This window comes from Enterobacter sp. EGD-HP1, from assembly GCF_000733275.2.
Lineage (GTDB): Bacteria > Pseudomonadota > Gammaproteobacteria > Enterobacterales > Enterobacteriaceae > Enterobacter.
In genome coordinates, this window is the sequence record NZ_AVOP01000032.1 from 171,528 (window position 1) to 195,777 (window position 24,250).

Sequence of the window (24,250 nt, forward strand, 5' to 3'; positions counted from 1 at the left end):
CGTTAACGGATTGATTATCAAGATATTAAGGTGATTTAGAAATGGGATTCAAATGCGGTATCGTCGGTCTGCCAAACGTGGGCAAATCCACCCTGTTTAACGCGCTTACCAAAGCGGGTATCGAAGCGGCGAACTTCCCGTTCTGTACCATCGAACCTAACACCGGCGTTGTGCCAATGCCGGACCCGCGTCTGGACCAGCTCGCGGAAATCGTGAAGCCGCAGCGCATTCTGCCAACCACCATGGAATTCGTGGACATCGCGGGCCTGGTAAAAGGCGCGTCCAAAGGTGAAGGCCTGGGTAACCAGTTCCTGACCAACATTCGTGAAACCGAAGCGATCGGCCACGTTGTGCGCTGCTTCGAGAACGACAACATTATCCACGTTAACAACAAAGTGGATCCGGCTGACGACATCGACGTCATCAACACCGAGCTGGCGCTCTCTGACCTCGACACCTGCGAACGCGCGATTCACCGCGTGCAGAAGAAAGCCAAAGGCGGCGACAAGGACGCGAAAGCGGAACTGGCTGCGCTGGAAAAATGTCTGCCACAGTTGGAAAACGCGGGCATGCTGCGCGCGCTGAAAAACCTGACTGAAGAAGACAAAGCGGCGATCAAATACCTGAGCTTCCTGACCCTGAAGCCAACCATGTACATCGCCAACGTTAACGAAGACGGTTTCGAGAACAACCCGTACCTGGACAAAGTGCGCGAAATCGCAGCAGCTGAAGGTTCTGTGGTTGTGGCAGTTTGCGCTGCCGTTGAATCCGACATCGCCGAGCTGGACGACGCCGACCGTGAAGAGTTCATGGCCGAGCTGGGTCTGGAAGAGCCGGGCCTGAACCGCGTAATTCGCGCAGGCTATGAGCTGCTGAACCTGCAGACCTACTTCACCGCTGGCGTGAAAGAAGTGCGTGCGTGGACCATCCCTGTAGGTGCAACTGCGCCTCAGGCGGCTGGTAAAATCCACACTGACTTCGAGAAAGGCTTTATTCGTGCGCAGACCATCGCGTTTGAAGACTTCATCACCTACAAGGGTGAGCAAGGCGCGAAAGAAGCAGGCAAGATGCGTGCGGAAGGGAAAGATTATATCGTTAAAGATGGCGACGTAATGAACTTCCTGTTTAACGTCTGATTCGCCTTGAATGAAAAAAATCCACGCCAAGGCGTGGATTTTTTTATTGCGGGGTTAAAACACATTTTCTAATAGTTCTGTTTTCATGCTGGGTTCAAAGGGAATGATTTCAACAGTCGCAAGCTTTAACACCTGAAAAGGATCCTCGCGCAAGCGCTCCTCAAGAGAGGCAAGACTCTCACACTTAGCGAGAATGACCCCACCGTTTCTTGGGATCCGTCTACCGGACGCCAGGAAAATCCCCTCTGCGTACCCTTTTTTAAGCCACTCAACATGAGCAGGTATCGCTGCGTCAATCTCTTCGAGTGGTTTGATATAGGTTAAAATGACAATGTAAACCGTGCTCATCCTTTGCCTCTTAGCTCTGTTTTAAACCGCTTGTTGGAACTGCTTATGCAGCCCTCTTTTGCCACCGGTTATTGTTATGATTTTTTGGTGCTTTTGATGTTAATACGCAGGGCCCGATAGAGACAACGCGTTACGCTTCATATCCCAGGAATAAAACCAATCATGCCAGCCGTTTTGCTTTTCCGCATAGCTACAGACCACAACCACTTCCTTTGACAGGTTGAAAGTTAAGAAATAGAAAGCTGCACCTTCAGGAGGCGCAGACCAAAATAGTTTTTCACCCTGCGCATTGAAGATGGTCAAAACGGTTGGTAATGGCTTTGGCTCGCTTAACGCAAAGACTAACTGGCGTGTAGGATCAACCATTGCGAGATCTAAGCAAGATATACTTATGCGTACGCTTCTTGTACAGCACATCCACTTGAGCACCTCTTTTTCTTTAATAAAATTGAAGTCAGCGATCATCTTAGCTCTTAATAAATATTTTTATCACGTTTATAAGAAAGTTTCAGATCATCTCGCTATGTTATAGTTTGAATCCCGAAATATTATATAAAGCTTCACTTACCAAAGTGTTGTGGAGATGCTGAAGAGGTTTGATATCTTTATTTTTGAAAATGACCCCGAAGTTTAATTTAGGGATAAGAATTTTGTCTGAATAATAACAAATATTCATCTTTCCTCATAGATTATTTTGCTCACTCTGTAGTTATATCTTTTCAGAAGAAAGGATTTCATATCTCTAATTACGGCCCATAAAAATGCATCAATGTGTTAAGATCATCTAAATCTTGTTTAGTTGGTTTATTTTTCTCCATTTTATCATATTCATTAATTATTCCTTTCATAGGAATACCAGATTCATGATTAACTGCCAGAACCATTAATGCATCAATATCAGACTGTTTTTTTAAAGTGCTCTTTAAAACTTTATGGAGAAGTTTTTCAGCATCTTTTCTTTCTAAGAAATACATAATGTATATCCCGTGACATTTCAATGGAGTAAATGACTATGTTTACCATCTTCATAAACTAGCAAAATATAATCTTACAATGATCTGAATATTTTAAAGTTTCATACCAAATTAAGAATAGCAAGATGAGTGAACAGATAAATTTTTAGAATCAGTTATAGACTATAGTGACTGCAATGGCCATGAGCAGACAGTTTTAGTACCTAATCTAAATTAAGAACAACAAGGGCAACAAAGCCTCAAAAGGACAGCGTCTAACATCATGGTTTAGTGTAGGAAGTTGTTAAAAAATGGGACAAGACTGCTTCGACGGTTAATTTCGTCAGCACACAGGTGGATTGATTGAAGCTGGCTTCGGTTTAATACATTTAGCCTGTAAATAGTAATCCTTTTGAGTTCTTTTATTAAGAATTATCTGCCTTTGTTGTTGGCGTGAGAGTTTCAAAAACAGACATATGATTAATTACAGTCTCGAAAAATTATTCCTTCTATTTTTTAAGGTCATAGCATGTTTTTTTGGTATCAAGTGCGTAATTAACAACATCATCTAATAGTTTTTCTTCCCTGAGGGAAAAATTTGCGTATTGAGACATTGCCCTGCACGTTGACAGACTTTCAACTATTTCAAATGGAATTTTATCTTCTGATTTTATTATCAGATCATAACGAGTTTGAAAAAAATTTGCTGATTCATGTTTGCCATTGGCATTAAGTTCAAAGATTATTTGTTCAAGCACTTTTTTTAAGTTATTTAAATTCATTACCAGGGAACCCTCAAAGTTTTAACCACTCATGCTCCTGGAAGATTTGACACCACAGCTTGGTATCCATCCCAGGATATCCTAGCCCTTAAGCTGCTGCAGGTCCTTCACTCACACAAGTTCCCTTATATTCACTATAAACACTAAAACTTGCAATCTCAATTCAAAAGGCATGTGGGACAAAAAGCAAATATATCCAGATGCTAAATATCACTACTATTAAAAACACCTATTAAATAAGATTCATAACGAGCTGGTTGTATTTCTTTATAAGTAAAGACAACAGAAATATCATGAATCCCTTTCGAACATTTTCTTTCTGATATCCTTAGGGGGCTCTCTTTGTATCTATAACCAGAAATTAAACCATCTGATAACTTTACGCCTCGCATTTTACCTACCATTTTTATTTTTTTGCAGTACTCAAGCTTATCAAAACTTTTAGAGTTATATAACCCGAAACGAACGACAGCATCACAACATGGACAGGATATTTCTTTTTCGTTCCTTAAGAAGTCATCTTCAAGCCCATCATGGATAAGTTCTTTTTTCTTCTGAAAATTAATTAATGTCATATTTTCCTCAAAAAACCATTTTCAATTAGTGTTTCAATCGCTTCGGATGTTTCGTATTGAGTTCCTCTGCCCGGTTGTCCAAACCATGGTATAGCAGGACCACTATCTACAGGCAACGGTTTTACAACTTCATAAACTGAATATGGTTTGTTTAGAGTATTTTGTTGGAGGGCTCTCCCCTCGAATGAAGATCCCGCAGGGGATATAAACGTACCACTATCGTGGAAACCATCTGCATCAGTCCAACCACCGTAGCGGTCAACTTTTGTGCCAGGCTTAAGAGTCGTTTTCGTTGCGGTAATAAATCCACGATTAGGAGGCCAAGCACCATCGCCCATAAATTTCTCTAATGCCGTCCAATCTTGTTTCTTCCATAACGCATATGCTTTAGATGCTTGTGTTCTTGAAGAGAACTGCCGTTTATTAGATTTTTTCTGAAACTCATTCCAATCATTTTTACAACGACTCAACCCCCACGGATCCACCCACCCCAGCGCATTCGGCGCATACTGGTAAAGGTTTATCCCCCCCGCCAGCCCTATCGGGTCCTGCTGCGTAAACCGTCCGCAGTCCGGGTCATAATACCGGAACAGATTGTAGTGCAGCCCTGTCTCACGGTCCAGGTATTGCCCCTGCATGCGCAGGTTCTGAGAATATCCTGATACCTGCGTCTCGCTTTCCCGCAGCAGCTTGCCCCAGGCGCTGTTCACCCCTTCCCAGCGCACCTGCCCTTCGATATCCGTCATCCGCTCCGGCATGCCGTTCGGCTGGCAGTGGAACCAGAAAATCTCCGGGGCATCCACGCCATCAATACGCGCCAGCGGATCGTAGCTGTCCTGATCGCTGTAGACGTAGGTCAGCGGCACATCTCCGTGCACCTCCTGCAGCAGGCGGAACCCTTCCCAGACAAACCGGGTGGTGACCGGCTTGCCGGTTGGCTGTCCGCCCAGCATCTGGCGTCGCGTTTTGCTGATGCGTCGCCCGAGCGGATCGTAGCGGAAGCTGACCTGCGTCTGCGGCTTGTTGCGGTCCCGCGGCTGGCTGATGACCTCCGTCAGGCGGTGCTCTCCGTCGTAGCGGTAGTGCCAGCGGGTCTGGCCGTTATCTTTCTCCACGGTGCGGCCGTGGATGTCATAACGCCAGCGAATGCCGTTCAGCTGCGTCAGGCGGTTGTGCGTGACCTTCTCAGCAGCCCCTTCCAGCGGGTTACCGGCTGCGTCCCAGCGCCACTGCTCCTGGCCGGGCAGCGTACCGTCCTGGACCAGCAGACGCCCGGCGCTGTCGTACTGCCAGCGGTACCAGCTGAACGGATTATCGTCCCGCTCTTCCCTCACCAGGTTATTGCGGTAGTCGTAATCCCAGCGGCGGGACCAGCGGCGCGGCGACGGGCGCTGGGCGTTGCCGGTGAAGACATCCCGGCGATGCAGTCGGCCAAGACGATCGTATTCGCTGCGGGTGGTCAGCAGCCCCTGAGTGCGGCTGGTCTCCCGGTGGAGTTCGTCGCGGGTAAAATCGGAGACCGACAGCTTATCGAGAGCAATGCTGAGCAGATGCCCGCTGCCGTAGTAAAACTGCTTCAGCTCGCGGCCGTCGGGCAGCGTAATAGAGGTGCGGTTTCCCAGCTCGTCATACTCCCACGCCAGCTCGCCGTGCTCGCCCGCCTCGCGGGTCACGCGACCAAGCGCGTCATACTCAAAGGCAAGCTCCTGCTCTGCCTCGGTGGTCCACGCGTCGGCTGAAAGCGCGGGATGCAGCCCTATCCGGCTTAACAGTCCGGACGGCGTGTAGTGATAGCGGGTCTGCCCCTCCGGCGTGGTGCGGGCGACCAGCTGGCCGCTCGCGCTCCAGGCGAAGGCGTGGGTGATGGCCTCCGGATGACCGGCGGCAAACGTGCGTGCTATCGTGCGTCCGCAGGCGTCATAGCGATATTGCGAGGCTACGCCATCCAGCCCCACCTCTTCCAGCAGCAGCGAGTCCGCGCCCCAACTGAACTGATACGCTTCGCCGTTTTCGTTTTCCAGGACAATCAAACGCCCGCGGCTGTCCCAGCGGCGACGAACCTCTTCACCCTGCGTATTACGGGTGGCGGTTAAGCGTCCCGCCTCGTCGTATCTGAACTCACTTTCTTTCCCGTCGGCGCCCGCATGCTTCACCGGCAGACCGCGTTCGTTCCATTTGAGCGATTCCGTCCAGCCTTCCGGGCGATCGAGCTGCACCGGACGCCCTGCGGCATCGTAGCGATATCGCGTCTCTTCCCCGTCGGCGCCAGTCTCGGCCACCAGCCAGCCCAGCGGGTGATAGCGGTAGCGGGTAATACGCCCTGAACAGTCCGTCGAACGAACAATCTGCCCGGCCTCGTTGTACTCCTGGTAGCGGCTGTTTCCTGCGGCATCAACCTCTTCAACGACCTGGCCGAACGCGTCCCGGCGCAGCTGCGTGGTCCGCCCCATCGGGTCCACCACGCGCTTAAGCCCGTGATGTTCGTCGTACCAGAACCGGGTGGCGCTGCCGTCGGCTTCGATAATGGCCGCGGGGAGCGCGCGGTGCTCCAGCCAGGCGGTGGTGCGGGTATTGCCGTCGGCGTCGATCTCCTGAACCCGGTTGCCCATGTCGTCGTAGACGAAGGTAACGGCATTGCCGAGCGGATCGATGCGGCGCGTCAGAAGCTCGTTCTCGTCCCACTCGTAGCGCCAGTTTTCACCGCGCTCGTCAACGTAGCGGACAATCAGATTTTGCGCGTTCCAGTAGTGGTGGCGCGTCTGGCCTTCGTAATGCTCAACGGTCGTCAGCCCGGCGGCTAAATCGTAGCTAAAGCGGCACCCGTCGCCGGTGCTGGTGCGGTTTTCCACCACGCGCCAGTGGTCGAATTTTTTCCAGCGGTATTCGCTCTCCAGACCACCCGGCAACCGGTGCCAGACCATCAGCCCGTGCTCGTTATAGCGGTATTCACGCGTCACCACGCCGGAGGCATCCGTCGCGCTCGCCAGCTGGCCGCGCGCGTCGTAGCCCCACTGCATCAGCGGCCATGTCTGGCTGCCGTCGAAATGGCTGGCAGCGGTAACGCGATGCGGGAAACGTTCATCGTCATAGCGCAGAGTGACGTCGATCGCCCGCGGCTCGTCGTGAAGACCAACCAGCCTGCCGTGCTCATCCCACTCCGTCAGCAGCGCGTTGCCGTATTCGTCGCTGAGGGAGGCCAGACGCAGAATGGAGGGATTCATCCGGGTTGGTTTATACAGACGCCACACCGCGCCGTCATCGTCGGCAATCGCCACGTCGCCGCTCTCATTGCGGCGGATGATAATGCCTTCGCTGATGCTGTAAAACGCGCGGTCGACAGGCGGCAGCTCGAAGCTCAGCTCGCGCCCGGTTTCGTCGAACCAGGTGGCGTTGTTTTCTTCCAGCGTCAGATAGCTGTCAAAGGTGGTTGCCCAGCCCAGACCAAACAGCCCTTCACGGGTGGTCAGGCTGTTGTAGCTACGCTGCCAGCGAAGCGGGAATCGCCCCGGCAGCGAGAAGTCGAGTTCGTCGTCGTCATTCAGCACCTTCACGCCGGTAGCGGCGTGCACCGGGTGCGAGGAGCCAAACACCGCATTTACCGCCATATCGGCCAGCATCCCGCCGCCGGCCGCCGCCAGCGCACAGGGCATGTTTTTCAGGATCTTGCCCGGACGCCCGCGCAGCAGGGAGAGCGCAATCATCCCCAGCGCCAGCCCCGGCGTTTTACCGCTTTTGATATCGCGGACCGTGAGCGTGTCGCCGCCGATGATCACGTTCGGGGAGACATCGTCGGAAACGGTGCCTTCGCAGGTGGTGCGATCTTTCGCACGCACCGCTGGCTGTCCGTTGATAAAGACGCTTTTAGAGCCTTCCGCCAGATACTGCGGCCCGGAGTGCTTTTCGCACGCCACCTTGTCTTCTTCCAGCGGCGAGGTTCCCGCGGCGGCAGAGGCCACGCTCGGCTGCCACATTTCGCTGCCAAACTGACCGGCAGCGGATAGCAGCATGCCCGCGTAATCGGCAAAGCTGCCCGGCGACTGCGGCTCAGGAGACGGCGGATCGGCGGGCGTCAGCGTGCCTGCCGCGCGCGCGGCGGGGATTGCGTTGGTGAGAACGTTACTGGAACCGGTAGTGATTTTACCCGCAGGCGACGGCGGGAAAAGCGCATTGCCTAACCCCTCAGCGGCGTTGCTGATATCGTCGGTGATCCCCGCCACGTTTGCCAGCACGCCACCGATAATCCCGCTTAACAAACAGCTGGATCCAATTGCCGCCACGCCTGCTGCCGCGGCACCCGCCCCCAGCAATGGCGCCGCTACGGTTGCAGCTGCGCCTACCGCCGCGCCGATCACCGCATAGGCGGCACCTTCCGCCACAATGCTGGTGATGTCAGCAAAAATGCTGGAGTGAATAATCTCGTCGCCCTTACGGGCCGCGTTGTTATCGCTCATGCCTTACACATTCCGGTTGTCGTTTAGCGTCAGACTCTGCTTAAGCGCGCTCCAGCGCACCTCGTCCTCTTCGGTGAATGCCCTGAGCGCCGAGAGGGTAAAAATCATCAAAACCGGTTTGCCCGGCGTCTGCACGGCCAGCTGTTTTTGCCACAGGCGCTGCCCGTTACGGTCAAAGGTGGTCTCAACTTCCAGCCCGTTAATTTTTCCGTCAGGCCCGGCTTTTACGTTCCGGAACTCGCTCTGGGCAATTTCGCCCATCTGAGGACGCAGCACATCCCACTGGCGATGGAACTCTTGTTCATAGTCGCTGCCATCGGGGATAACGCCGCGGCTGACCACCACGGACAGCCCGCTTTCGTCATCGCGAATAATATTCATGCTGTTATCCTGCCAGGCAGCAGGAAAAAGGGAAAACGAACCTTCCTGGAGGGTGTATTTCATAAGTAAACTCGGGATGATTAATATTGTGAGAAACAAAAAGCCAATCCATGCTGGCCCTCTGGCTGGCTGTTTTATTATTTACGCCATTGACCTGACTGTTCGACTAAAACATGGTTGCCTTTGCTGACAACCAATTTCGCGGGGGCATACGTCACGGTATAAACGATCTCGCCATTCTTGTACGTTGAGCCGATTATTTTACCTGCGGAGTCGTGCAATGTTTTTCCCTTTAAGGAGATCGTACTGTTATCACTTTTGCGCACGCCGAGATAAACCATCTGGCCACATTCGCTATCGAAATGACCGCACCTGTTTATCAGCGAAATAGCGAACTTTTCGGTGTCCAGTTTTCTGATTTCAGCGTTATGAACCGAAGCGGCTTTACGTAACGTATAACGCTGCGGGGCATAATAATTTCCATTTTGAGGAGGAGTAGCTAAACGCCATTCCATTTCACTCCCCTTTATTTCCAGAACAGCACGTCCGCCTGGGCCGCCAAACGATGAGTTGAACTCAACGCTGGCACGATTGCCAGCGATCGTACCGGTAAGATTACGCTCATCATCTTCCGGGCAATCTATGCGGTTTCCTTTCTGGGATATATAGCAATAAGACCCGGTGATACGGTTGCCTGATTCAGCTAACCGCAGGGTTAACGTCGAGTCGTTCCCGAATTCGCCAGTCCACTCCCCGTCAAACGCAAGTTCTGATTGGCTGTTCGTTGCAAAATGCATCGCATTGAATCTGGCGGCCCATTGCTGAATATCGGCATTAATAACTGGGCTATTATCAGATGACCGATATTGTATAACGTCCGACTCCGGAACCACCCAGGCCGCAAAGATTTTGCCGTCAGGATCGATGACCAGCGCTGACGCGTTCTCCAGATAGAGATCCTTTAGCCAGCCTTCAACAAACAATCCGCCACCTGCGGTGGTATGCGGTTCACCTAAGACATCAAAGTTATCAATAAAGGTCTGGTAATGATTTCCCAGCAACGCCTTGAGATTGTCTGTCACTTCGCTGTCGTTAACGATGCGGCTAACCGTATCGAGCTTATTGTATTGCGATAATTCAAGCGCCGATGACGCTTCAACGACGCCAGCCAATAAAGCGGTGAACAATACGGCTGCCAGATACTTTTTGGTCATAAATTATTCTGCAGAACCATTTTCGTAATTCATTGTAATTTTCACAACCTTACTGTCTTTAACCTCAAAAGAGAGCAATTTCTTACCCAATTCATAGGAAATCCACTGCTCCCCGGAATCATTTTCAATCTGGCCATCGCCGTATGCATTGTTCAGTGCTCTGATTGTTGAACCCACATGAACTCCACGCGGCGTTAAAATATCTGAGGCAGTCAGCGTAATCTGGGAGACGATATAATCATCAACGCTTCTTTCTGCTTTATCCCACCAGAGATTTGAAGTGAATATTGCTAAACCATCCTTTTGATGCTGGTAGAATTTATAGTTCGTACCGTCAAAAGGAACCTTACCGACAAAATGGCCTTCAAGCGGCACGGCAATTTTACGGGCAATATCAGGCGTCCATCTGTCGCCTAATGCGACGGGCTGGCCTTTAACCTTGACGGAAAAATCCTGTTTTGTCAGAACAGGCGGACTAACCCGCGCCAAAACCACATTGCTGCTCAGACAGGTAAACATCAGGGCAGAACAAAGAAATGTCGGAGTGTGTTTTCTCACATTAATTGTCATTTAATGAATATTTATTGCGCTTCTCACCGCTGGAAACACCGCCAGGAGATGAAAGCAGCGTTTCTTATTCGGCACTTATGACGACTGAATTCAGACAGTCAGGATTTTTCACGGTGAAACTGAAGCTCACCTTTTGTCCATTCATATCTTTTGGCGCTGTATAGCTGGTCACTTCGTTCTCAGAGCGGCCTTGTGGATAATCAGTTAACGTCAGTTGCGGATAATGGTTTTTAACGGTATCGAGAGTGATGCACTGGCCGGACGGTGAAAAATTCAGTAAAGGCGCCATGCCGCCGTTATCTTTGCTTAAACGTAAACCAATTGCGTTTATGTTCGTTCCATCAGCGAGTTTGATATCGTCGGCATTGTAGAAATTGATATATTCATTTTGCCTGGTCATCTTAAACGATAACGGCGCATTACTAAGGGTTGTAACGGATAACGTCTTAAGCGATGCACTCATCCCGGAAATAAACATCCAAAGATCCTTTTTCTGCGCGTCTCCTCCAGCCATTCCCGTCGTTAGTAACGCGATAAGCAACGCACCTGCTTTACTCATCTTTGGCCGTAAATTTCGCCTGCACCGCCGCATCAATATCCCCTTTATGCCCCGATCCCGGTGCCGTAGTGCCCGGCTTGGTGCCAGAGGTATTCAGGTGCAGCTTACCGCCCGTGGTAATATAGCCATCCCCTTCCACGAAGAAGTTAAACTCTTTGCCGATCAAATTAATCTTGCCGTTAGCATTCAGCTCAATGGCGCTTTCCCCTGAGACCAGCCGCAGCTTCGTTCCGGAAGCAATAACGTACTGCTCTACCGCCGCATCCAGCTTGCCTTTCCCCGTCAGGATCTCAGTTCCGCCTTTCACGGCCTGGGTCTGATTCGCTTCCACGCGATGCAGTTCATTTTTCTTCACGTAATGGCTGCGCTCGCCGCCGACGCTGTGCGTTTCATCATTCTTAACGCTGGTGTCCATGTTGCGCTCGGCCTGGATCCACACCTGCTCTGCGCCCGCCTTGTCCTCAAACCGCAGGGCGTTGGCGTTGTCGACGGAACCGTCTTTCGTGCGGCTCATAAAGCCCATCTGCGTCGCCGCGGCAGGCAGCGCCCACGGCGGCATGCTCGCATCGTTGTACACGCGCCCCGTAATAATCGGACGGTCCGGGTCACCGTTGATAAAGTCCACCACCACCTCATCGCCGACGCGCGGGATCTGCACCCCGCCGTAGCCCTGTCCTGCCCAGGCGCTCGACACGCGCACCCAGCAGGAGCTGGTGTCATCGCCCTTCGCCAGGCGGTCCCAGTGGAACTTCACCTTCACCCGACCGTATTTGTCCGTCCAGATACTTTCGCCCTGTGGCCCCACCACTTTCGCGGTCTGCGGGCCGTAGGTGCGCGGCCACGCCGTGCTCTGCGCCGGACGGTACACCACCGCCGACGGAATCACCGTGAAATCCGTGCGGTGAATGGTCTCCCCCTCGCCGCTGGCGTAGCGGTTCTCTTCGAAGTGATAGCCCGCAGCAGTGACCAGATACTCGCCGTTGTCGCTGAAGAACGGCGCGTTGGTTAACGTGAAGGTGTGCCCCGGCGCAATCCCCGCCGCCGTCGCGGTGGCCTGAATCTGCTGGTGCTCCACCTGCCAGCGCTCCTGACGGATACGGGCATAGAACTCCCCGTGCCCCTTGTCCACAAAGCGACCCGGCCAGTCGTACACGTCGATGCTCCCCGGCTTCGGCGACGCCGGGTTCTGCTGTGCCTGGAACAGCCACGCGTTCGGCTTGCGGAAGTCATAGTCGTCGAGGCTGTAAATCCCCGGCGTCACGCTGTCCTCCAGCGCCCACTGGCTGATGCCCTCCTCATCCGTACTGCCGCCGGACGGCGTCTGGTGGTAAGGAATGACCTCATAGCCGCTGAACGGCTGATGCTGCGTCGCGGCGTCGGTCAGCACCAGGGTGTGTTTGTCGGCCTCGTGGCGGAAGTGATAGGCAATCCCCTCCAGCTCCATCAGGCGGCTGATAAAGTCCAGGCTCGATTCCTGATACTGCACGCAGTAGTCCCACACCCGGTAGCTGCCGGTAAGTTTGTCTTCGAGGTTAACCTGATGCTCACCCAGCAGAGTTTTGACAATCTGCGGTACCGTCTGGCCCTGGAAGATACGCAGGTTACGGTCGCGCTTCATCGGCCACAGGTCCGGCTCCACCGTCAGCTGGTACACCGCGTAGCGGGTGCCCGTCAGCTCCACGGCGCTCACCGCCACGCGCGTCACCTTGCCGTTGATATAGCGGGGGGTGAGCAGGTTCTGCGTGGGGATGGTCACCGTGACCGGCTGGCCCAGCAGCTTGCTGCGGTCAATGCGCGCATCCGTGCCGAGCACGGTCAGCGTCAGCGCAAACGACTCGGACATCGCCTCGCGGCCCGTCAGTTTCCAGAACAGAAGCCCCTCCACCGGGAGCTGAACGGTAATTCGGTTGAGCATAATCTTTATTCCACTATGGACTAATCTCAGTGCCAGAAGTTAACTCATTTCAATACGCAAAGCGTAAACGCTGCTGGTTTGATAATGAGTAGCTGTAAGATTGACTTCGCTTGCCGCAAAACCACTTTTCCTGAATTTTCATTGAGATATTTTTAAGTTAATATCGTGCTTATTTAAGCCATAAACCTGAAAACATAAGGACGCTACTCAGGGAAACTACGCATTTAGCAACGATAAGTAAGCCAGGCGCAACGACGCGTGTTATAGACGATATTTTTTCATAATTTCCCGCATTGTATTTTTTGTGCCCCCCTATAATCCCGGAAAAGATCGTGCAGAGCAGCACAACGGTAATTTTTAGCCCCCATACGCACAGAAAAGACATGGAAAAGATAATCGAATATTGTTTCGCCGTTGCGACGGAGAATAATGACATTGACTGAGCGAACCATTTCAACGTAAAACCAATAACAACCGTAGCCACTAGCACCAGAACAAACATCAACCCGGCCAGGAACCATTGTTTTTTGTTGAACAAATCTTTTCCATTCCAGATAAGTGCTAAAGTGATAAGAATGAAAAATATACAACCAGTCCATTTCATCTTTTCATTCTCCACTCAATTTTTATTCATCACAATGCAAACAGTAAAAATAAACCAATCGGGGCTAGAATGCTCAAAGCTTATCAGACATTAAAACAAAAGAATCATAATCACTTGCGATATCTTTTTTGTCTTTTTAAATATTCCACATCGTGTTCATGAGGAAGACTGATCTTTAATCCTTGCCCCATCTGCGAAGCTATATAATTAGCATTAGATAAATGCTCAGCAAGCTCGGAATCTGTTGTATTAAATTCTTTGGACGCCAGTACACCAAGATTCAATGTATGTAATTTACCTTTATCTTTTTCAATACCAATGAGAATAGATTTAATATAGTCTAACTGATTCTTCGCCATAGCATATAAAGAAAATGTAGGATTTTGTTCTAATCGATGATTAATTGCATCAATAGCATCATTGATATAATCCAGCGCAGTGTAATTTCCTTTACTCATGATCCACCTTAAATATATCCTTTTCGCTTGAACGCATCTGTGAAAGCGTGCATTGGCGTAATCCCTGCTGCCGTGGTGGTGGTATGAATTTTCTGATCGCTCCTGACGGATACCGGCATAGCAATCCCTCCCGCGCCATCAGACGGCTGACAAAGTCCAGACTCGACTCCTGATCGTGACGGTTTATGCTGGAGATGATATTAACAATGCAGGGAAATCGACAAAGTCACCGATCATCTAAAAAAGAAAAGCTACGCTTACGCATGAATTTGCCCTGAATACCGAGTCAAAGATTAGACATTTTCTATATGGAATGTTGATAGAATGATTTCGAGGCAGCGCTTATTCGCCTCAAAGTGGTAATCATGATAGTTACGGTGTCTGCCAATCAGTTCAGCATAGCACCAGACTTTGCCCACGCTAAAAATATAGCACTGGTAAACAGCGCGCATTTCTTCCTCTGCGCTGAACATTTCCCCCCGGCATGTCCACAGTTTTTTTCCCAGGGATGGATTAAACTCATTTGGAATAGTAGCAAGTGCTTCAGTCTTAAGCGTAACGGCAGGTTCTCGATCGTGAAACCGTTTAATCGAAACGCTAAAAACATCCTGCGCGATAAACAACATCTCCTGCGAAAAAAAGCAAAGATTAATGACACCGTAGTTAGTGCCATCAAACGAGTGCTCGACCACCAGACGCGTTTCTGTAAGGGGATTCACCTGCCAGGATTCCGGTACTTTAAATCCACTGCTGTTTTTAGCGCTGAGGCTCACGGTCTTAAGCAGTTCAGCCAGAGCCAGGTTACTACGATGCAGTAAATCCCAGTTCACTACCGTAAAGTAAATATCATTCGCCAGCGCAGGGTAGTCACGAGCGGCACAGGCCGCTTTAATCAGGAAATAATTCCCGCCACCTTCTTGCGGATTGTAATCTTTCTGTACGGTATAACGTGAAATGACCTCGTCGCCGGACGAGTGCGTTTTGAGAGTTAGCACATCTGCAAAAAGGCCACTACCGGAAGGATGCGCAATCAAGCGCTGGTTCAACACTTTCTCGCCCATCAGTTCCAGTTTATTAAACAGCCAATCCGAGGGATTCATCTCCCACTGACAGCGTTCATAAGCGGCCCAAACTTCCATATAGGGCTGAGCATCATCGGTGGCATAGCGACCCAAGTTCGTCAAGCCAACGTCAGGAAGGTGTTGCGGTGTTAGTTCAGCTGGCTTAACACGATTTGGCAAAATCACCCAGTACTGAAGCATTTTTTTATCAGCAGAGGTATACAGGCATTTCCAGTAGTTCGCCTTAATCTCTTCATTGCTTGCGGTTGAGACGACGGGAAAAGCATAATTATTATCAGTGTTCATAAAACCTCTTCAACTCAGACCGTGCTGCCAAACCAGATGCCATAGAACATTAAGATACAGCCTAACGATGCCAGACACTTTACTACCAGGCGTGATTTTGCCCCATACTTACCAGATAGTGATAATAACTTTGAATAGTTTGCTGCAGTGTTATAGCGCCTGTGGAATCGCATAATAATATCGAAAATATTATTCAACATCACGACAAAAAATTTCGATAGAAGCACTGCCATAAAAGAAGCAGGTATTATTACTGATAATGACCGTGCAGTTTCTCTGGTAAGCAACGGGATGAACTTAGAAAGACCAACCAAAACAATGACCAATACAAATGCACCAATCAGTACTGAAATGAATTTTATTCCAAAACCACGCCATTCTTGTTTTGTATACAGATCTTTTCCATTCCAGATATAGATCAAAGTGATTAAACTAAAAATCGTTAAGCCAGCCCATTTCATTATTTCATTGTCCTCTCACACCCTTTAATCGCCTATCAAAACAGTAACACACCCGGTAATAATTGTCCCATCTCCGCTTTCTGTCGGAACAGAGGTGACGGCTGGCTCATCCTCTTCGCCATACAAATAGTCAAAGAAATCCAGTATAGGCTTAAATGCCACTTTCAGACTTGCATCACCCTTAAGCCCTACAAGCCCTGCAGCTCCACCAGTCACCCTGACGTTAACGGAATAATCTTTAGTGTCCCAGAAAGCGCTTCCACCTCCCGCGAGACCAGCAGACCCAAAGCTACCGTCGATTTTTGCTTCTCCGGAAACGATGCCCAGAATATCAAGGTTACCCGAAACTTCGCCTTTCACTCCTTTCGCTTCCGCACCGGCGTCAGCAGTCAAACCATACTTCCCATCATTGCCGGTATAAACTTCTAATACGGCTTTAGCTTCTGCTGTACCGATAGTTACATCCCCTGATACTCCACCATACAACGTTCCTTCTTTACCCGCAGCAACCGAACCACCGTATTGCTCACCTGTCGCAGCGGCATTCGCATTCAAGCCATAAATATCGTTGCCGCCACCATACAGAGACCCCGTCGCATTGGCGACGGCGAGTTTATTACGCATTTCTGCCCGCAGCAGATCCTTACTTTTCATATTCCCAATGGTAATATCCGCCAACGCAAAACCAGCTGAAGCGGTATCAAAATCACCGTTGAGGTTTTTATCTTCGAGGCTGGCGTACGCACCCAGAACACGAGCATCAAAATGTTCGCCGTGCATCATCCCATCTTCGCCGGCATTTTTCGCCAGCGTGCCCCCCCAATATTGAGGTGCTGCTGCTTTCGGTATGGCAGGTGCCGGTGAGCCGCTAGCATCACACTTCGTCTTGTCTCCTTGACGTGCAAGTGGCATACCGTTAACGAAGACAGTACCGGAGCCCCCCACAATAATACCGCTGCCGTGCGTCGAGCAGGATAACGTATCACCCTTTCGAGCGGCGGGAAAACCGCCGATGATGACGTCCAGGCTTCCCGACTGTATTGGCCCCGAATGTGCGCTGACATCTATGGTCGCTCTGGCGGCAGGCTGTCCCATGTTCAAAAATCCTTCTACATATTAGCTGTTAATTTTAACAACAGCGCCTTTAATATCTGTCAGGTTTGTACCATTGAGATTAAGAGTATCATTAGCTTTCATCTCGGCATTTATTCCGCCGCCTAACTTCGTCAACTCCGTCCCTTTGAAGGATGCCTCCGTAATACTCTCAGCCTTGAGTGTCCCTTCGGAAACGATAATTTCAATTGTCGATGGCGTGATAAGAATGTAGTTATCATTCACCTTTAACTTAATCGAGGTCGTCGCTTCCAGCAGAGCATTTCCCTCTTTATCCATAGTCAACACGGTTTGGTTTTTACCTACATTGAATTTGTGCTGATTACCCGTGTTGCTGGTTGAATTCGCCCCAACGTTCACGTCGCGGTTACGCTTAACCGTTACGTGCTCATCCCGGCCGATAATTTTTTTACGGTCTACCCCTACGTCATGTGTCTCGCAGTTCTCGATCTCGGTGTCCATGTTTTTTTCAGCATGAATCCAGATCTGCTCTTGCCCGGCCTTATCCTCGAATCGTAGGGCATTGGCATTATCTTTGTGGCCGTCCTTACTGCGGCTCATAAAGCCCATCTGCGTCGCCGCAGCCGGCAGCGCCCACGGCGGCATGCTTGCGTCGTTGTACACGCGCCCGGTAATAATCGGACGGTCCGGGTCCCCGTTGATAAAGTCCACCACCACCTCATCGCCGACGCGCGGGATTTGCACCCCGCCGTAGCCCTGGCCCGCCCACGCGCTCGACACGCGCACCCAGCAAGAGCTGGTGTCATCGCCCTTCGCCAGGCGGTCCCAGTGGAACTTCACCTTCACCCGGCCGTATTTGTCCGTCCAGATACTCTCCCCCTGCGGCCCCACCACTTTCGCCGTCTGCGGGCCGTAGGTGCGCGGCCACGCCGTGCTCTGCGCCGGACGGTAGACCACCGCCGACGGGATGACCGTAAAATCGGTACGGTGAATGGTCTCCCCCTCGCCGCTGGCGTAGCGGTTCTCTTCGAAGTGATAGCCCGCCGCCGTCACCAGATACTCCCCGTTGTCGCTGAAGAACGGCGCGTTGGTTAACGTGAAGGTGTGCCCCGGCGCAATCCCCGCCGCCGTGGCGGTGGCCTGAATCTGCTGATGCTCCACCTGCCAGCGCTCCTGACGGATGCGGGCGTAGAACTCCGCATGGCCTGTCTCCACAAAGCGGCCCGGCCAGTCGTACACGTCGATGCTGCCCGGTTTCGGTGACGCCGGGTTCTGCTGCGCCTGGAACAGCCACGCGTTCGGCTTGCGGAAGTCATAGTCGTCGAGGCTGTAAATCCCCGGCGTGACGCTGTCCTCCAGCGCCCACTGGCTGATGCCCTCTTCATCCGTACTGCCGCCGGACGGCGTCTGATGGTAAGGAATGACCTCATAGCCGCTGAACGGCTGGTGCTGGGTGGCGGCGTCGGTCAGTACCAGAGTGTGTTTGTCGGCCTCGTGGCTGAAGTGATACGCAATCCCCTCCAGCTCCATCAGGCGGCTGATGAAGTCCAGGCTCGATTCCTGATACTGCACGCAGTAGTCCCACACCCGGTAGCTGCCGGTGAGTTTATCCTCAACGTTGACCTGATGCTCACCCAGCAGGGTTTTTACAATCTGCGGCACCGTCTGCCCCTGGAAGATACGCAGGTTACGGTCGCGCTTCATCGGCCACAGGTCCGGCTCCACCGTCAGCTGGTACACCGCATAGCGGGTGCCCGTCAGCTCAACGGCGCTCACCGCCACGCGCGTGACTTTGCCGTTGATATAGCGGGAGGTGAGCAGGTTCTGCGTCGGGATGGTCACCGTGACCGGCTGACCGAGCAATTTGCTGCGGTCGATGCGCGCGTCGGTGCCAAGCAGGGTCAGCGTCAGGGCGAACGACTCGGACATCGCCTCACGGCCGGAGAGTTTCCAGAAGAGCAGCCCCTCGACCGGGAGCTGAACGGTAATTCGGTTGAGCATAATCTGTATTCCATATAGCTTATGCGATTCAGAAAAGAGGTTCGCATCTATGCATGAGCGTCATTTATATATCAAAGTGAATGAGTTCTTTCTCTTTTGCCCATTAAGTAAACAAGAGAATATACTTTCAGCAGTTCCGAGATAACAAACAATCCTAAACTTACCCAGACACTTGAAATACCAAATACACTTATCAGCAGTGGGAAAATAGAAACCGAACATCTGAACGAAATTAGACGAAATATTTCCTGAACAAGGGCAAATTTAATCGCAACGTCTTTTCTTTTAAAAAAGAGCCAGGACGAACCAAAAAGTGAAAGCAACAAGAGCAAATCACATATAAAAAAGAGTGTTACGATAAAGTTGTAACCGCCTCCGGAAACCACACCCGAGGTTTCTGTGAACGCGATTATATCTGAAATGAAGGGAATCCTGTCTTGGCGAAGCGAATTTACACAATAAAGCAAAAGAGCCAGTACATCCATGCATCCCCAGAAATACCATAATTTACTTTTTAAATTCATAATCCTCTTCTCTGACTCCAGGTATCCATTGCCAGGATTTACCGCTTACAGCCCAGGCATCATCCCCTTCCTGATACTTTTGATAAATCGATCGCTGCTCCCCAAATCGCCTGATGACCGACTTTTCAGATAATAATGCGCGCGAATCGCCATCTAAATCGCCGGGTAAAGGAGTCCAGTGTTGGATTTTGTCCCGCGAGGTATTCATATAATCTTTACCATCAGAACCAAATACTCGCCCCTCATCCCCCATACTCGTCAGCCGGTTAATCGCCATAATCACGACATTTTTCGTGCCATGATAATCATTATCCACCGTCTTCCAGTATCCCGGGCCATATTTACCCGTGGAGGGGACAAAAGCATCTCTCGTTGGCGCGGGTTTTCCAAACAGCGCAACATTATGTCGGTATCTTTCGAGGACATAGTTTACAAAAGCCGGACGATACATAGCCTCATCTACACAAAATAACTCTCCTGATTCAGAGATATAAAAGGGGTAGATGGCTTTCGTTCGTTGGCGACGATCGATTAACACAACTTCGCCTGAATCAATTAAGCGTTCAATCTTATTAAGATTCTGCGCGTAAAGCGGATCAAACACCGCGTTAGGGTTAAATTCGAAGCGATGTCGTAACGTCAATCCATCGATGCTGTGAAACGGATTTGATGCTCCGCGCACAACGACAAATTCACGCCCTATATCGCTCCGTGCATAAACAGGAGCGACAATCTTTTCAAATTCTTTTGGCTGAAGCCTTTGGCTTCGAAGATCGTACACTTCCATAAGGATCCCTGTTTATCGTATTTACGGATTCACCAGCCAGGTACCCGGCTTGGCAATATCCAGCGTCTGGCCACGCGTTCTTCCGTTGCCCTGCAGTTCAATCTTCACTTCACCGGCTGGCAGCTTGAGCGATGCATAGCCGTTGGTCGCCGGGCGCAGCGCTTTTGGCTCGCCGTTCACTTTCAGCGTTTCGCCGTCGAGGATGCGGATATAGACCAACGCAACGGGGCTGGCCTCGACAGGCGGTGGAGTCTGTTCCGCCGTCGCCTGCTCGTTAACCTTCGCCGTTTCCGGCTTCACGTCTGGCGCGTTCGCGGCGGTTTCAGTCGGACGCGTCTCTGCCGGTGCTTGTGCAGCCTGCTCGGGAGCATCATTACCGCTGCTGAACAGCATCGCCCCGGCGACAATACCCACCAGCACGCCTGCGGCAACCATGCCCGGGATCTTGTAGCGGCGCCAGTCGAGCAGCGAAGCCGGTTTCTCGTCTTCAACCGGAACCAGCATCGTGCCGGGCTTTTTCGCCGTCAGCACGTCGTTGATACCGGCGACCGGCATCTCTATCAGCGCGGCGAACTCGTCGATTGACTGCGGACGGTCCTCCATGTGCAGCGCCAGCGCGCGGTCGATGGCCTGAAGCAGCGGAATGGAATAGCCCTGCGGCATCAGCTCGACCAGCGGTTTACAGGTGTCCTGAATGGAGCGCACCACGCTGACCGGCGGCGGCGACCCCACAATCAGGGTACGGAGCACGGCGCCAAGGGCGTAAATATCCGTCCACGGACCCTGCTCGCTTTCGTTGTCGTCGGTGTACTGCTCAATCGGCGCAAAGCCCGGGCGCAGCATGGTTTCCGTTTCGTCAGAGAGGTTACCGATGGTGCGGCGCGCAGAGCCAAAATCGAGCAGTACCGGCAGGCCGTTATCCTGGATCTGAATGTTATCCAGAGAAATATCGCGGTGCAGGTAGCCTTCGTCGTGAATGGTCTTGATCGCGCCAAACAGCATCGGCAGCGTGCGGCGGATCCAGGCTTCGTTGATCAGCTCCGGCTTTTCTTCGCGCAGGCGCGAAAGCGTGGTTCCGCTGTAGAACAGCGTCCCCATGTAGGCCGTGTCGTTTTGCACCCAGAAACGCAGGACGTGCAGCAGGTTCGGGTGGTTAAAGCGCGCCAGCAGACGGGCTTCCTGAATAAAGCTGTTCAGACCGGCGGAAAACGCTTTGCCAAAGCGCTCGCTGCGCAGCACCAGGGTCATGTCGTCGCCGCGCACGGCGAGCGAGGAAGGCATAAATTCTTTGATAGCGATAGTGCGTTCGAGCTGGTGATCCCACGCGCGATAGACGATGCCAAAACCGCCGCCGCCGATCACCTCTTTGATTTCAAACTCGTTGAAGCGGTACCCGACCGGGAGCGCGTTTGGGACAGTCCGATTGTTATCATTATCCGTCATCTTTTACAGTTCTCTTGATGATTATTACGCGGCAAACTGACAGTGAAACTCGCCCTGCTCGCAGGTGACGTGCAGACGTCGGTACTGCTCGTCGCTGCGGCTGGCGGTAAGTAAGATCTGGCTCATCTGAGGCAGCAAGGTGTTAGTCAGAATAGCGTCCACCATGCGGCCGCCGGACTCCACCTCGGTACAGCGCTGAACAATCTGTTCCACTACGCTGTCGTCAAACTCAGAAATGATGCTGTGATTCTCTTCCAGACGACGCTGGATGCGCTTGAGCTGCAGGCGAACTATCTGCCCCAGCATCTCGTCGCTGAGCGGGTAGTACGGCACCACCAGCAGACGGCCCAGCAGCGCCGGTGGGAATACCTCCAGCAGCGGCTGGCGCAGGGCGCCGCTCAGGGCGTCCGGCTCCGGCATCAGCTCCGGATCGGCGCACATGGCGCTAATCAGGTCGGTGCCAACGTTGGAGGTCAGAATAATGATGGTGTTACGGAAATCAATGTGTCGCCCCTCGCCGTCTTCCATCCAGCCTTTGTCGAAGACCTGGAAGAAGATCTCGTGAACGTCCGGGTGCGCTTTTTCAATTTCGTCCAGCAGCACCACGCTGTACGGACGGCGGCGCACGGCCTCGGTTAACACGCCGCCTTCACCATACCCTACGTATCCCGGAGGCGCACCTTTTAAGGTGGAAACGGTGTGCGCTTCCTGGAACTCGCTCATGTTAATGGTGATAACGTTCTGCTCGCCGCCGTACAGGGATTCCGCCAGCGCCAGCGCGGTTTCGGTTTTACCGACCCCGGACGGGCCGCACAGCATAAAGACGCCCACCGGTTTGTTCGGGTCGTCCAGCTTCGCTCGCGAGGTTTTCACCCGGCGGGCAATGAGATCCAGACCGTGACGCTGGCCGATAACGCGCTGGTTCAGCGTGTCGGCGAGGTTGAGTACCGCGTCGATCTCGTTTTTCACCATCCGGCCCAGCGGGATCCCGGTCCAGTCAGAGACCACGGCGGCGACCACGTTTTCATCCACCGCCGCAAACAGCAGCGGTTCATCGCCCTGTAAGGCGTTCAGCGCCTGCTGCTGTTCCGCCAGCTGGGCGCGCAGCTCGGCGCTATCTTCATCGCCCGCCGCGAACAGCGCCGCGCGCAGGCGAATAATCTCCTGCACCAGGCTGCGCTCTTCTTCCCAGCGCCGGGACAGGGCTTCGCGTTTTGTTTCATACGCGGCGCGTTCGGCGATTAAGGCCGTCACGCGATCGGCATCACCGGCGCCGACGCGCGCTTCGCGTTCAGCGATCTCAATTTCCACGTCCAGCGCGGCAAGGTGACGCAGGCAGTCTTCCAGCTGCGCAGGCGGCGCGCTCTGGCTGACCGCGACGCGGGCGCAGGCGGTGTCGAGCAGCGCAACGGCTTTGTCCGGCAGCTGACGCGCCGGAATGTAGCGATGCGACAGCTTCACCGCCGCGCTGACCGCTTCGTCGAGCAGCAGCACCTGGTGGTGCGCCTCCAGCGGCGACACGGTGCTGCGCAGCATCAGAATGGCTTTCGCTTCGTCCGGCTCGTGCACCTGCACCGTCTGGAAACGACGGGTCAGCGCCGGGTCTTTCTCGATGTACTTTTTGTATTCCGCCCAGGTGGTAGCGCCAATGGTGCGCAGCTGTCCGCGCGCCAGCGCAGGCTTCAGCAGGTTCGCCGCATCGCCGGTCCCCTGCTGGCCGCCAGCGCCAATCAGGGTGTGGATCTCATCAATAAACAGAATGATTGGCGTGGCGCTGGACTGGACTTCATTAATGAGCGCCTGCAGCCGGGCCTCGAACTCGCCTTTCATGCCTGCGCCAGCCTGCAGCATGCCGATATCCAGCAGCCACAGCTGAATATTTTGCAGCGGCTCCGGGACGTCGCCGTCGGCGATACGCAGCGCCAGCCCTTCCACCACCGCCGTTTTGCCGACCCCGGCTTCTCCGGTCAGCAGAGGGTTGTTCTGGCGGCGACGCATCAGGATATCCACCATCTGGCGGATCTCCTCGTCGCGCCCGACAACCGGGTCAATCTTCCCTTCGCGGGCTCGGGCGGTCAGATCCTGGCCGTACTGGGCCAGCGTCCCCTGCGCCGCCGGTACCGTACCCGCCGGTGCGTCTGCGGCGGCAGCGGCCTGCTGCGTCTCTTTGCTGTTGACGCAAATCGCGTCGAACTGCTCAATCAGCACCTCGACGTTAAGGCGGGTGAACTGCGACGAGATACTTTTCAGCACGTTAGCCAGGTTCCAGGTTTTCAGCATGCCGATCAGTAAATGGCCGCCGCGAATACGGCTAACGCCAAACTTCAGCGAGCCGAAGACCCAGGCGCGCTCCACGGCGCTGTCAATGTGTTCGGAGAGATCGGAAACGGAACTCGCCCCGCGCGGAAGGACATCCAGCGCGGCCACGATATCGCGCGTCAGCTGCTGTTCATCAAGGGCAAAGTGGCGGATGACCTGCTGCAGATCGCCATCCTGCTGCTGCATCAGCTGATGCAGCCAGTGTACCAGCTCAACATAGGGGTTGCCGCGCAGCTTGCAGAACGCAGTCGCGCTTTCCAGAGAGGTAAATAACAGCGTATCCAGTTTGCCGAAAAGCACGGCACGGCTAATTTCTGACATGTTAGTT

The 24,250-nt window shown here is 52.7% G+C and carries 22 protein-coding genes; 1 reads left to right on the forward strand and 21 read right to left on the reverse strand.

All coding sequences use genetic code 11. The features are described 5' to 3' along the window. Window positions 1-41 precede the first annotated feature (41 nt). Complete coding sequence (gene ychF / locus N037_RS16450; RefSeq protein WP_010432886.1) at window positions 42-1,136, forward strand: redox-regulated ATPase YchF; 1,095 nt, start codon at window positions 42-44, stop codon at window positions 1,134-1,136. A 54-nt stretch (window positions 1,137-1,190) separates the two neighbouring features. On the opposite strand, the gene N037_RS16455 is transcribed toward ychF, so the two are convergent. The 21 genes from N037_RS16455 to tssH all read right to left on the reverse strand — a co-directional run bounded on the left by N037_RS16455 (window position 1,191) and on the right by tssH (window position 24,243). Continuing rightward, window positions 1,191-1,484 carry a YciI family protein gene (locus tag N037_RS16455; protein WP_032642245.1) on the reverse strand — a complete coding sequence of 98 codons (294 nt, stop codon included), beginning with the start codon at window positions 1,482-1,484 and terminating at the stop codon, window positions 1,191-1,193. A 99-nt stretch (window positions 1,485-1,583) separates the two neighbouring features. Further along, window positions 1,584-1,949, reverse strand: coding sequence for a hypothetical protein (locus N037_RS16460; protein WP_032642247.1), 366 nt, complete (start codon window positions 1,947-1,949; stop codon window positions 1,584-1,586). A gap of 281 nt (window positions 1,950-2,230) precedes the next feature. Beyond that, a complete protein-coding gene (locus tag N037_RS16465) occupies window positions 2,231-2,458 on the reverse strand; it encodes a hypothetical protein (RefSeq protein WP_032642249.1) in 228 nt (75 codons plus the stop codon). A gap of 488 nt (window positions 2,459-2,946) precedes the next feature. Further along, on the reverse strand, window positions 2,947-3,219 hold the full coding sequence (locus N037_RS16470) for a hypothetical protein (RefSeq protein ID WP_050511263.1): 273 nt from the start codon (window positions 3,217-3,219) through the stop codon (window positions 2,947-2,949). A 203-nt stretch (window positions 3,220-3,422) separates the two neighbouring features. Next, window positions 3,423-3,794, reverse strand: coding sequence for a hypothetical protein (locus N037_RS24205; RefSeq protein ID WP_072164000.1), 372 nt, complete (start codon window positions 3,792-3,794; stop codon window positions 3,423-3,425). Next, on the reverse strand, window positions 3,791-8,245 hold the full coding sequence (locus N037_RS16475) for a glycohydrolase toxin TNT-related protein (protein WP_032642251.1): 4,455 nt from the start codon (window positions 8,243-8,245) through the stop codon (window positions 3,791-3,793). The genes N037_RS24205 and N037_RS16475 overlap by 4 nt, the downstream gene beginning before the upstream one ends. Before the next feature lie 3 nt (window positions 8,246-8,248). Continuing rightward, window positions 8,249-8,689, reverse strand: coding sequence for a DcrB-related protein (locus N037_RS16480; RefSeq protein ID WP_023330599.1), 441 nt, complete (start codon window positions 8,687-8,689; stop codon window positions 8,249-8,251). 74 nt (window positions 8,690-8,763) lie between these two features. Next, window positions 8,764-9,840, reverse strand: a complete 1,077-nt coding sequence (locus tag N037_RS16485; RefSeq protein WP_032642254.1) for a hypothetical protein — start codon at window positions 9,838-9,840, stop codon at window positions 8,764-8,766. A gap of 3 nt (window positions 9,841-9,843) precedes the next feature. Next, window positions 9,844-10,398 (reverse strand): hypothetical protein, encoded by a 555-nt coding sequence (locus tag N037_RS16490; protein ID WP_231686694.1) that lies wholly within the window; start codon window positions 10,396-10,398, stop codon window positions 9,844-9,846. A gap of 76 nt (window positions 10,399-10,474) precedes the next feature. Further along, window positions 10,475-10,969 (reverse strand): hypothetical protein, encoded by a 495-nt coding sequence (locus tag N037_RS16495; protein WP_231686695.1) that lies wholly within the window; start codon window positions 10,967-10,969, stop codon window positions 10,475-10,477. Then, the gene (locus N037_RS16500) at window positions 10,962-12,884 is read right to left on the reverse strand and encodes a type VI secretion system Vgr family protein (protein ID WP_032642261.1); all 1,923 of its coding nucleotides are present in this window, start codon (window positions 12,882-12,884) and stop codon (window positions 10,962-10,964) included. The genes N037_RS16495 and N037_RS16500 overlap by 8 nt, the downstream gene beginning before the upstream one ends. Window positions 12,885-13,053: 169 nt before the next feature. Further along, the gene (locus tag N037_RS16505; RefSeq protein ID WP_032642263.1) at window positions 13,054-13,488 is read right to left on the reverse strand and encodes a hypothetical protein; all 435 of its coding nucleotides are present in this window, start codon (window positions 13,486-13,488) and stop codon (window positions 13,054-13,056) included. Window positions 13,489-13,598: 110 nt separating this feature from the next. Next, window positions 13,599-13,946 (reverse strand): immunity protein Tsi6 family protein, encoded by a 348-nt coding sequence (locus tag N037_RS16510; RefSeq protein ID WP_032642266.1) that lies wholly within the window; start codon window positions 13,944-13,946, stop codon window positions 13,599-13,601. Window positions 13,947-14,239: 293 nt separating this feature from the next. Then, window positions 14,240-15,313 carry a hypothetical protein gene (locus N037_RS16515; RefSeq protein ID WP_032642268.1) on the reverse strand — a complete coding sequence of 358 codons (1,074 nt, stop codon included), beginning with the start codon at window positions 15,311-15,313 and terminating at the stop codon, window positions 14,240-14,242. A gap of 14 nt (window positions 15,314-15,327) precedes the next feature. Next, window positions 15,328-15,774, reverse strand: coding sequence for a hypothetical protein (locus N037_RS16520; protein WP_032642270.1), 447 nt, complete (start codon window positions 15,772-15,774; stop codon window positions 15,328-15,330). A 24-nt stretch (window positions 15,775-15,798) separates the two neighbouring features. Next, window positions 15,799-16,869 (reverse strand): PAAR domain-containing protein, encoded by a 1,071-nt coding sequence (locus tag N037_RS16525; protein ID WP_032642272.1) that lies wholly within the window; start codon window positions 16,867-16,869, stop codon window positions 15,799-15,801. Between the two features lie 21 nt (window positions 16,870-16,890). Further along, entirely contained in the window at window positions 16,891-18,849 is a 1,959-nt protein-coding gene (locus N037_RS16530; RefSeq protein ID WP_032642275.1) for a type VI secretion system Vgr family protein, read from the reverse strand. Window positions 18,850-18,920: 71 nt separating this feature from the next. Continuing rightward, window positions 18,921-19,373, reverse strand: coding sequence for a hypothetical protein (locus N037_RS24215; RefSeq protein ID WP_071787465.1), 453 nt, complete (start codon window positions 19,371-19,373; stop codon window positions 18,921-18,923). Next, window positions 19,357-20,160 (reverse strand): hypothetical protein, encoded by an 804-nt coding sequence (locus tag N037_RS16535; RefSeq protein WP_050511264.1) that lies wholly within the window; start codon window positions 20,158-20,160, stop codon window positions 19,357-19,359. Before N037_RS16535 ends, N037_RS24215 begins: the two co-directional genes overlap by 17 nt. A gap of 21 nt (window positions 20,161-20,181) precedes the next feature. After that, a complete protein-coding gene (locus N037_RS16540; protein WP_032642277.1) occupies window positions 20,182-21,603 on the reverse strand; it encodes a serine/threonine protein kinase in 1,422 nt (473 codons plus the stop codon). Between the two features lie 24 nt (window positions 21,604-21,627). After that, window positions 21,628-24,243, reverse strand: a complete 2,616-nt coding sequence (gene tssH / locus N037_RS16545; protein WP_032642279.1) for a type VI secretion system ATPase TssH — start codon at window positions 24,241-24,243, stop codon at window positions 21,628-21,630. Between the last annotated feature and the right edge of the window lie 7 nt (window positions 24,244-24,250).

Excerpts from the sequence above, each read along its gene's own strand:
- tssH (WP_032642279.1), bottom strand. The coding sequence starts at position 24,243 with ATGTCAGAAATTAGCCGTGCCGTGCTTTTCGGCAAACTGGATACGCTG.
- N037_RS16530 (WP_032642275.1), bottom strand. The coding sequence starts at position 18,849 with ATGCTCAACCGAATTACCGTTCAGCTCCCGGTCGAGGGGCTGCTCTTC.
- N037_RS16455 (WP_032642245.1), bottom strand. The coding sequence starts at position 1,484 with ATGAGCACGGTTTACATTGTCATTTTAACCTATATCAAACCACTCGAA.
- N037_RS16495 (WP_231686695.1), bottom strand. The coding sequence starts at position 10,969 with ATGAGTAAAGCAGGTGCGTTGCTTATCGCGTTACTAACGACGGGAATG.
- N037_RS16505 (WP_032642263.1), bottom strand. The coding sequence starts at position 13,488 with ATGAAATGGACTGGTTGTATATTTTTCATTCTTATCACTTTAGCACTT.
- N037_RS16460 (WP_032642247.1), bottom strand. The coding sequence starts at position 1,949 with ATGATCGCTGACTTCAATTTTATTAAAGAAAAAGAGGTGCTCAAGTGG.
- N037_RS24215 (WP_071787465.1), bottom strand. The coding sequence starts at position 19,373 with ATGAATTTAAAAAGTAAATTATGGTATTTCTGGGGATGCATGGATGTA.
- N037_RS16525 (WP_032642272.1), bottom strand. The coding sequence starts at position 16,869 with ATGGGACAGCCTGCCGCCAGAGCGACCATAGATGTCAGCGCACATTCG.
- ychF (WP_010432886.1), top strand. The coding sequence starts at position 42 with ATGGGATTCAAATGCGGTATCGTCGGTCTGCCAAACGTGGGCAAATCC.
- N037_RS16470 (WP_050511263.1), bottom strand. The coding sequence starts at position 3,219 with ATGAATTTAAATAACTTAAAAAAAGTGCTTGAACAAATAATCTTTGAA.
- N037_RS16480 (WP_023330599.1), bottom strand. The coding sequence starts at position 8,689 with ATGAAATACACCCTCCAGGAAGGTTCGTTTTCCCTTTTTCCTGCTGCC.
- N037_RS16540 (WP_032642277.1), bottom strand. The coding sequence starts at position 21,603 with ATGACGGATAATGATAACAATCGGACTGTCCCAAACGCGCTCCCGGTC.
- N037_RS16535 (WP_050511264.1), bottom strand. The coding sequence starts at position 20,160 with ATGGAAGTGTACGATCTTCGAAGCCAAAGGCTTCAGCCAAAAGAATTT.
- N037_RS16510 (WP_032642266.1), bottom strand. The coding sequence starts at position 13,946 with ATGAGTAAAGGAAATTACACTGCGCTGGATTATATCAATGATGCTATT.
- N037_RS16515 (WP_032642268.1), bottom strand. The coding sequence starts at position 15,313 with ATGAACACTGATAATAATTATGCTTTTCCCGTCGTCTCAACCGCAAGC.
- N037_RS16485 (WP_032642254.1), bottom strand. The coding sequence starts at position 9,840 with ATGACCAAAAAGTATCTGGCAGCCGTATTGTTCACCGCTTTATTGGCT.
- N037_RS16475 (WP_032642251.1), bottom strand. The coding sequence starts at position 8,245 with ATGAGCGATAACAACGCGGCCCGTAAGGGCGACGAGATTATTCACTCC.
- N037_RS16500 (WP_032642261.1), bottom strand. The coding sequence starts at position 12,884 with ATGCTCAACCGAATTACCGTTCAGCTCCCGGTGGAGGGGCTTCTGTTC.
- N037_RS16520 (WP_032642270.1), bottom strand. The coding sequence starts at position 15,774 with ATGAAATGGGCTGGCTTAACGATTTTTAGTTTAATCACTTTGATCTAT.
- N037_RS16465 (WP_032642249.1), bottom strand. The coding sequence starts at position 2,458 with ATGTATTTCTTAGAAAGAAAAGATGCTGAAAAACTTCTCCATAAAGTT.
- N037_RS24205 (WP_072164000.1), bottom strand. The coding sequence starts at position 3,794 with ATGACATTAATTAATTTTCAGAAGAAAAAAGAACTTATCCATGATGGG.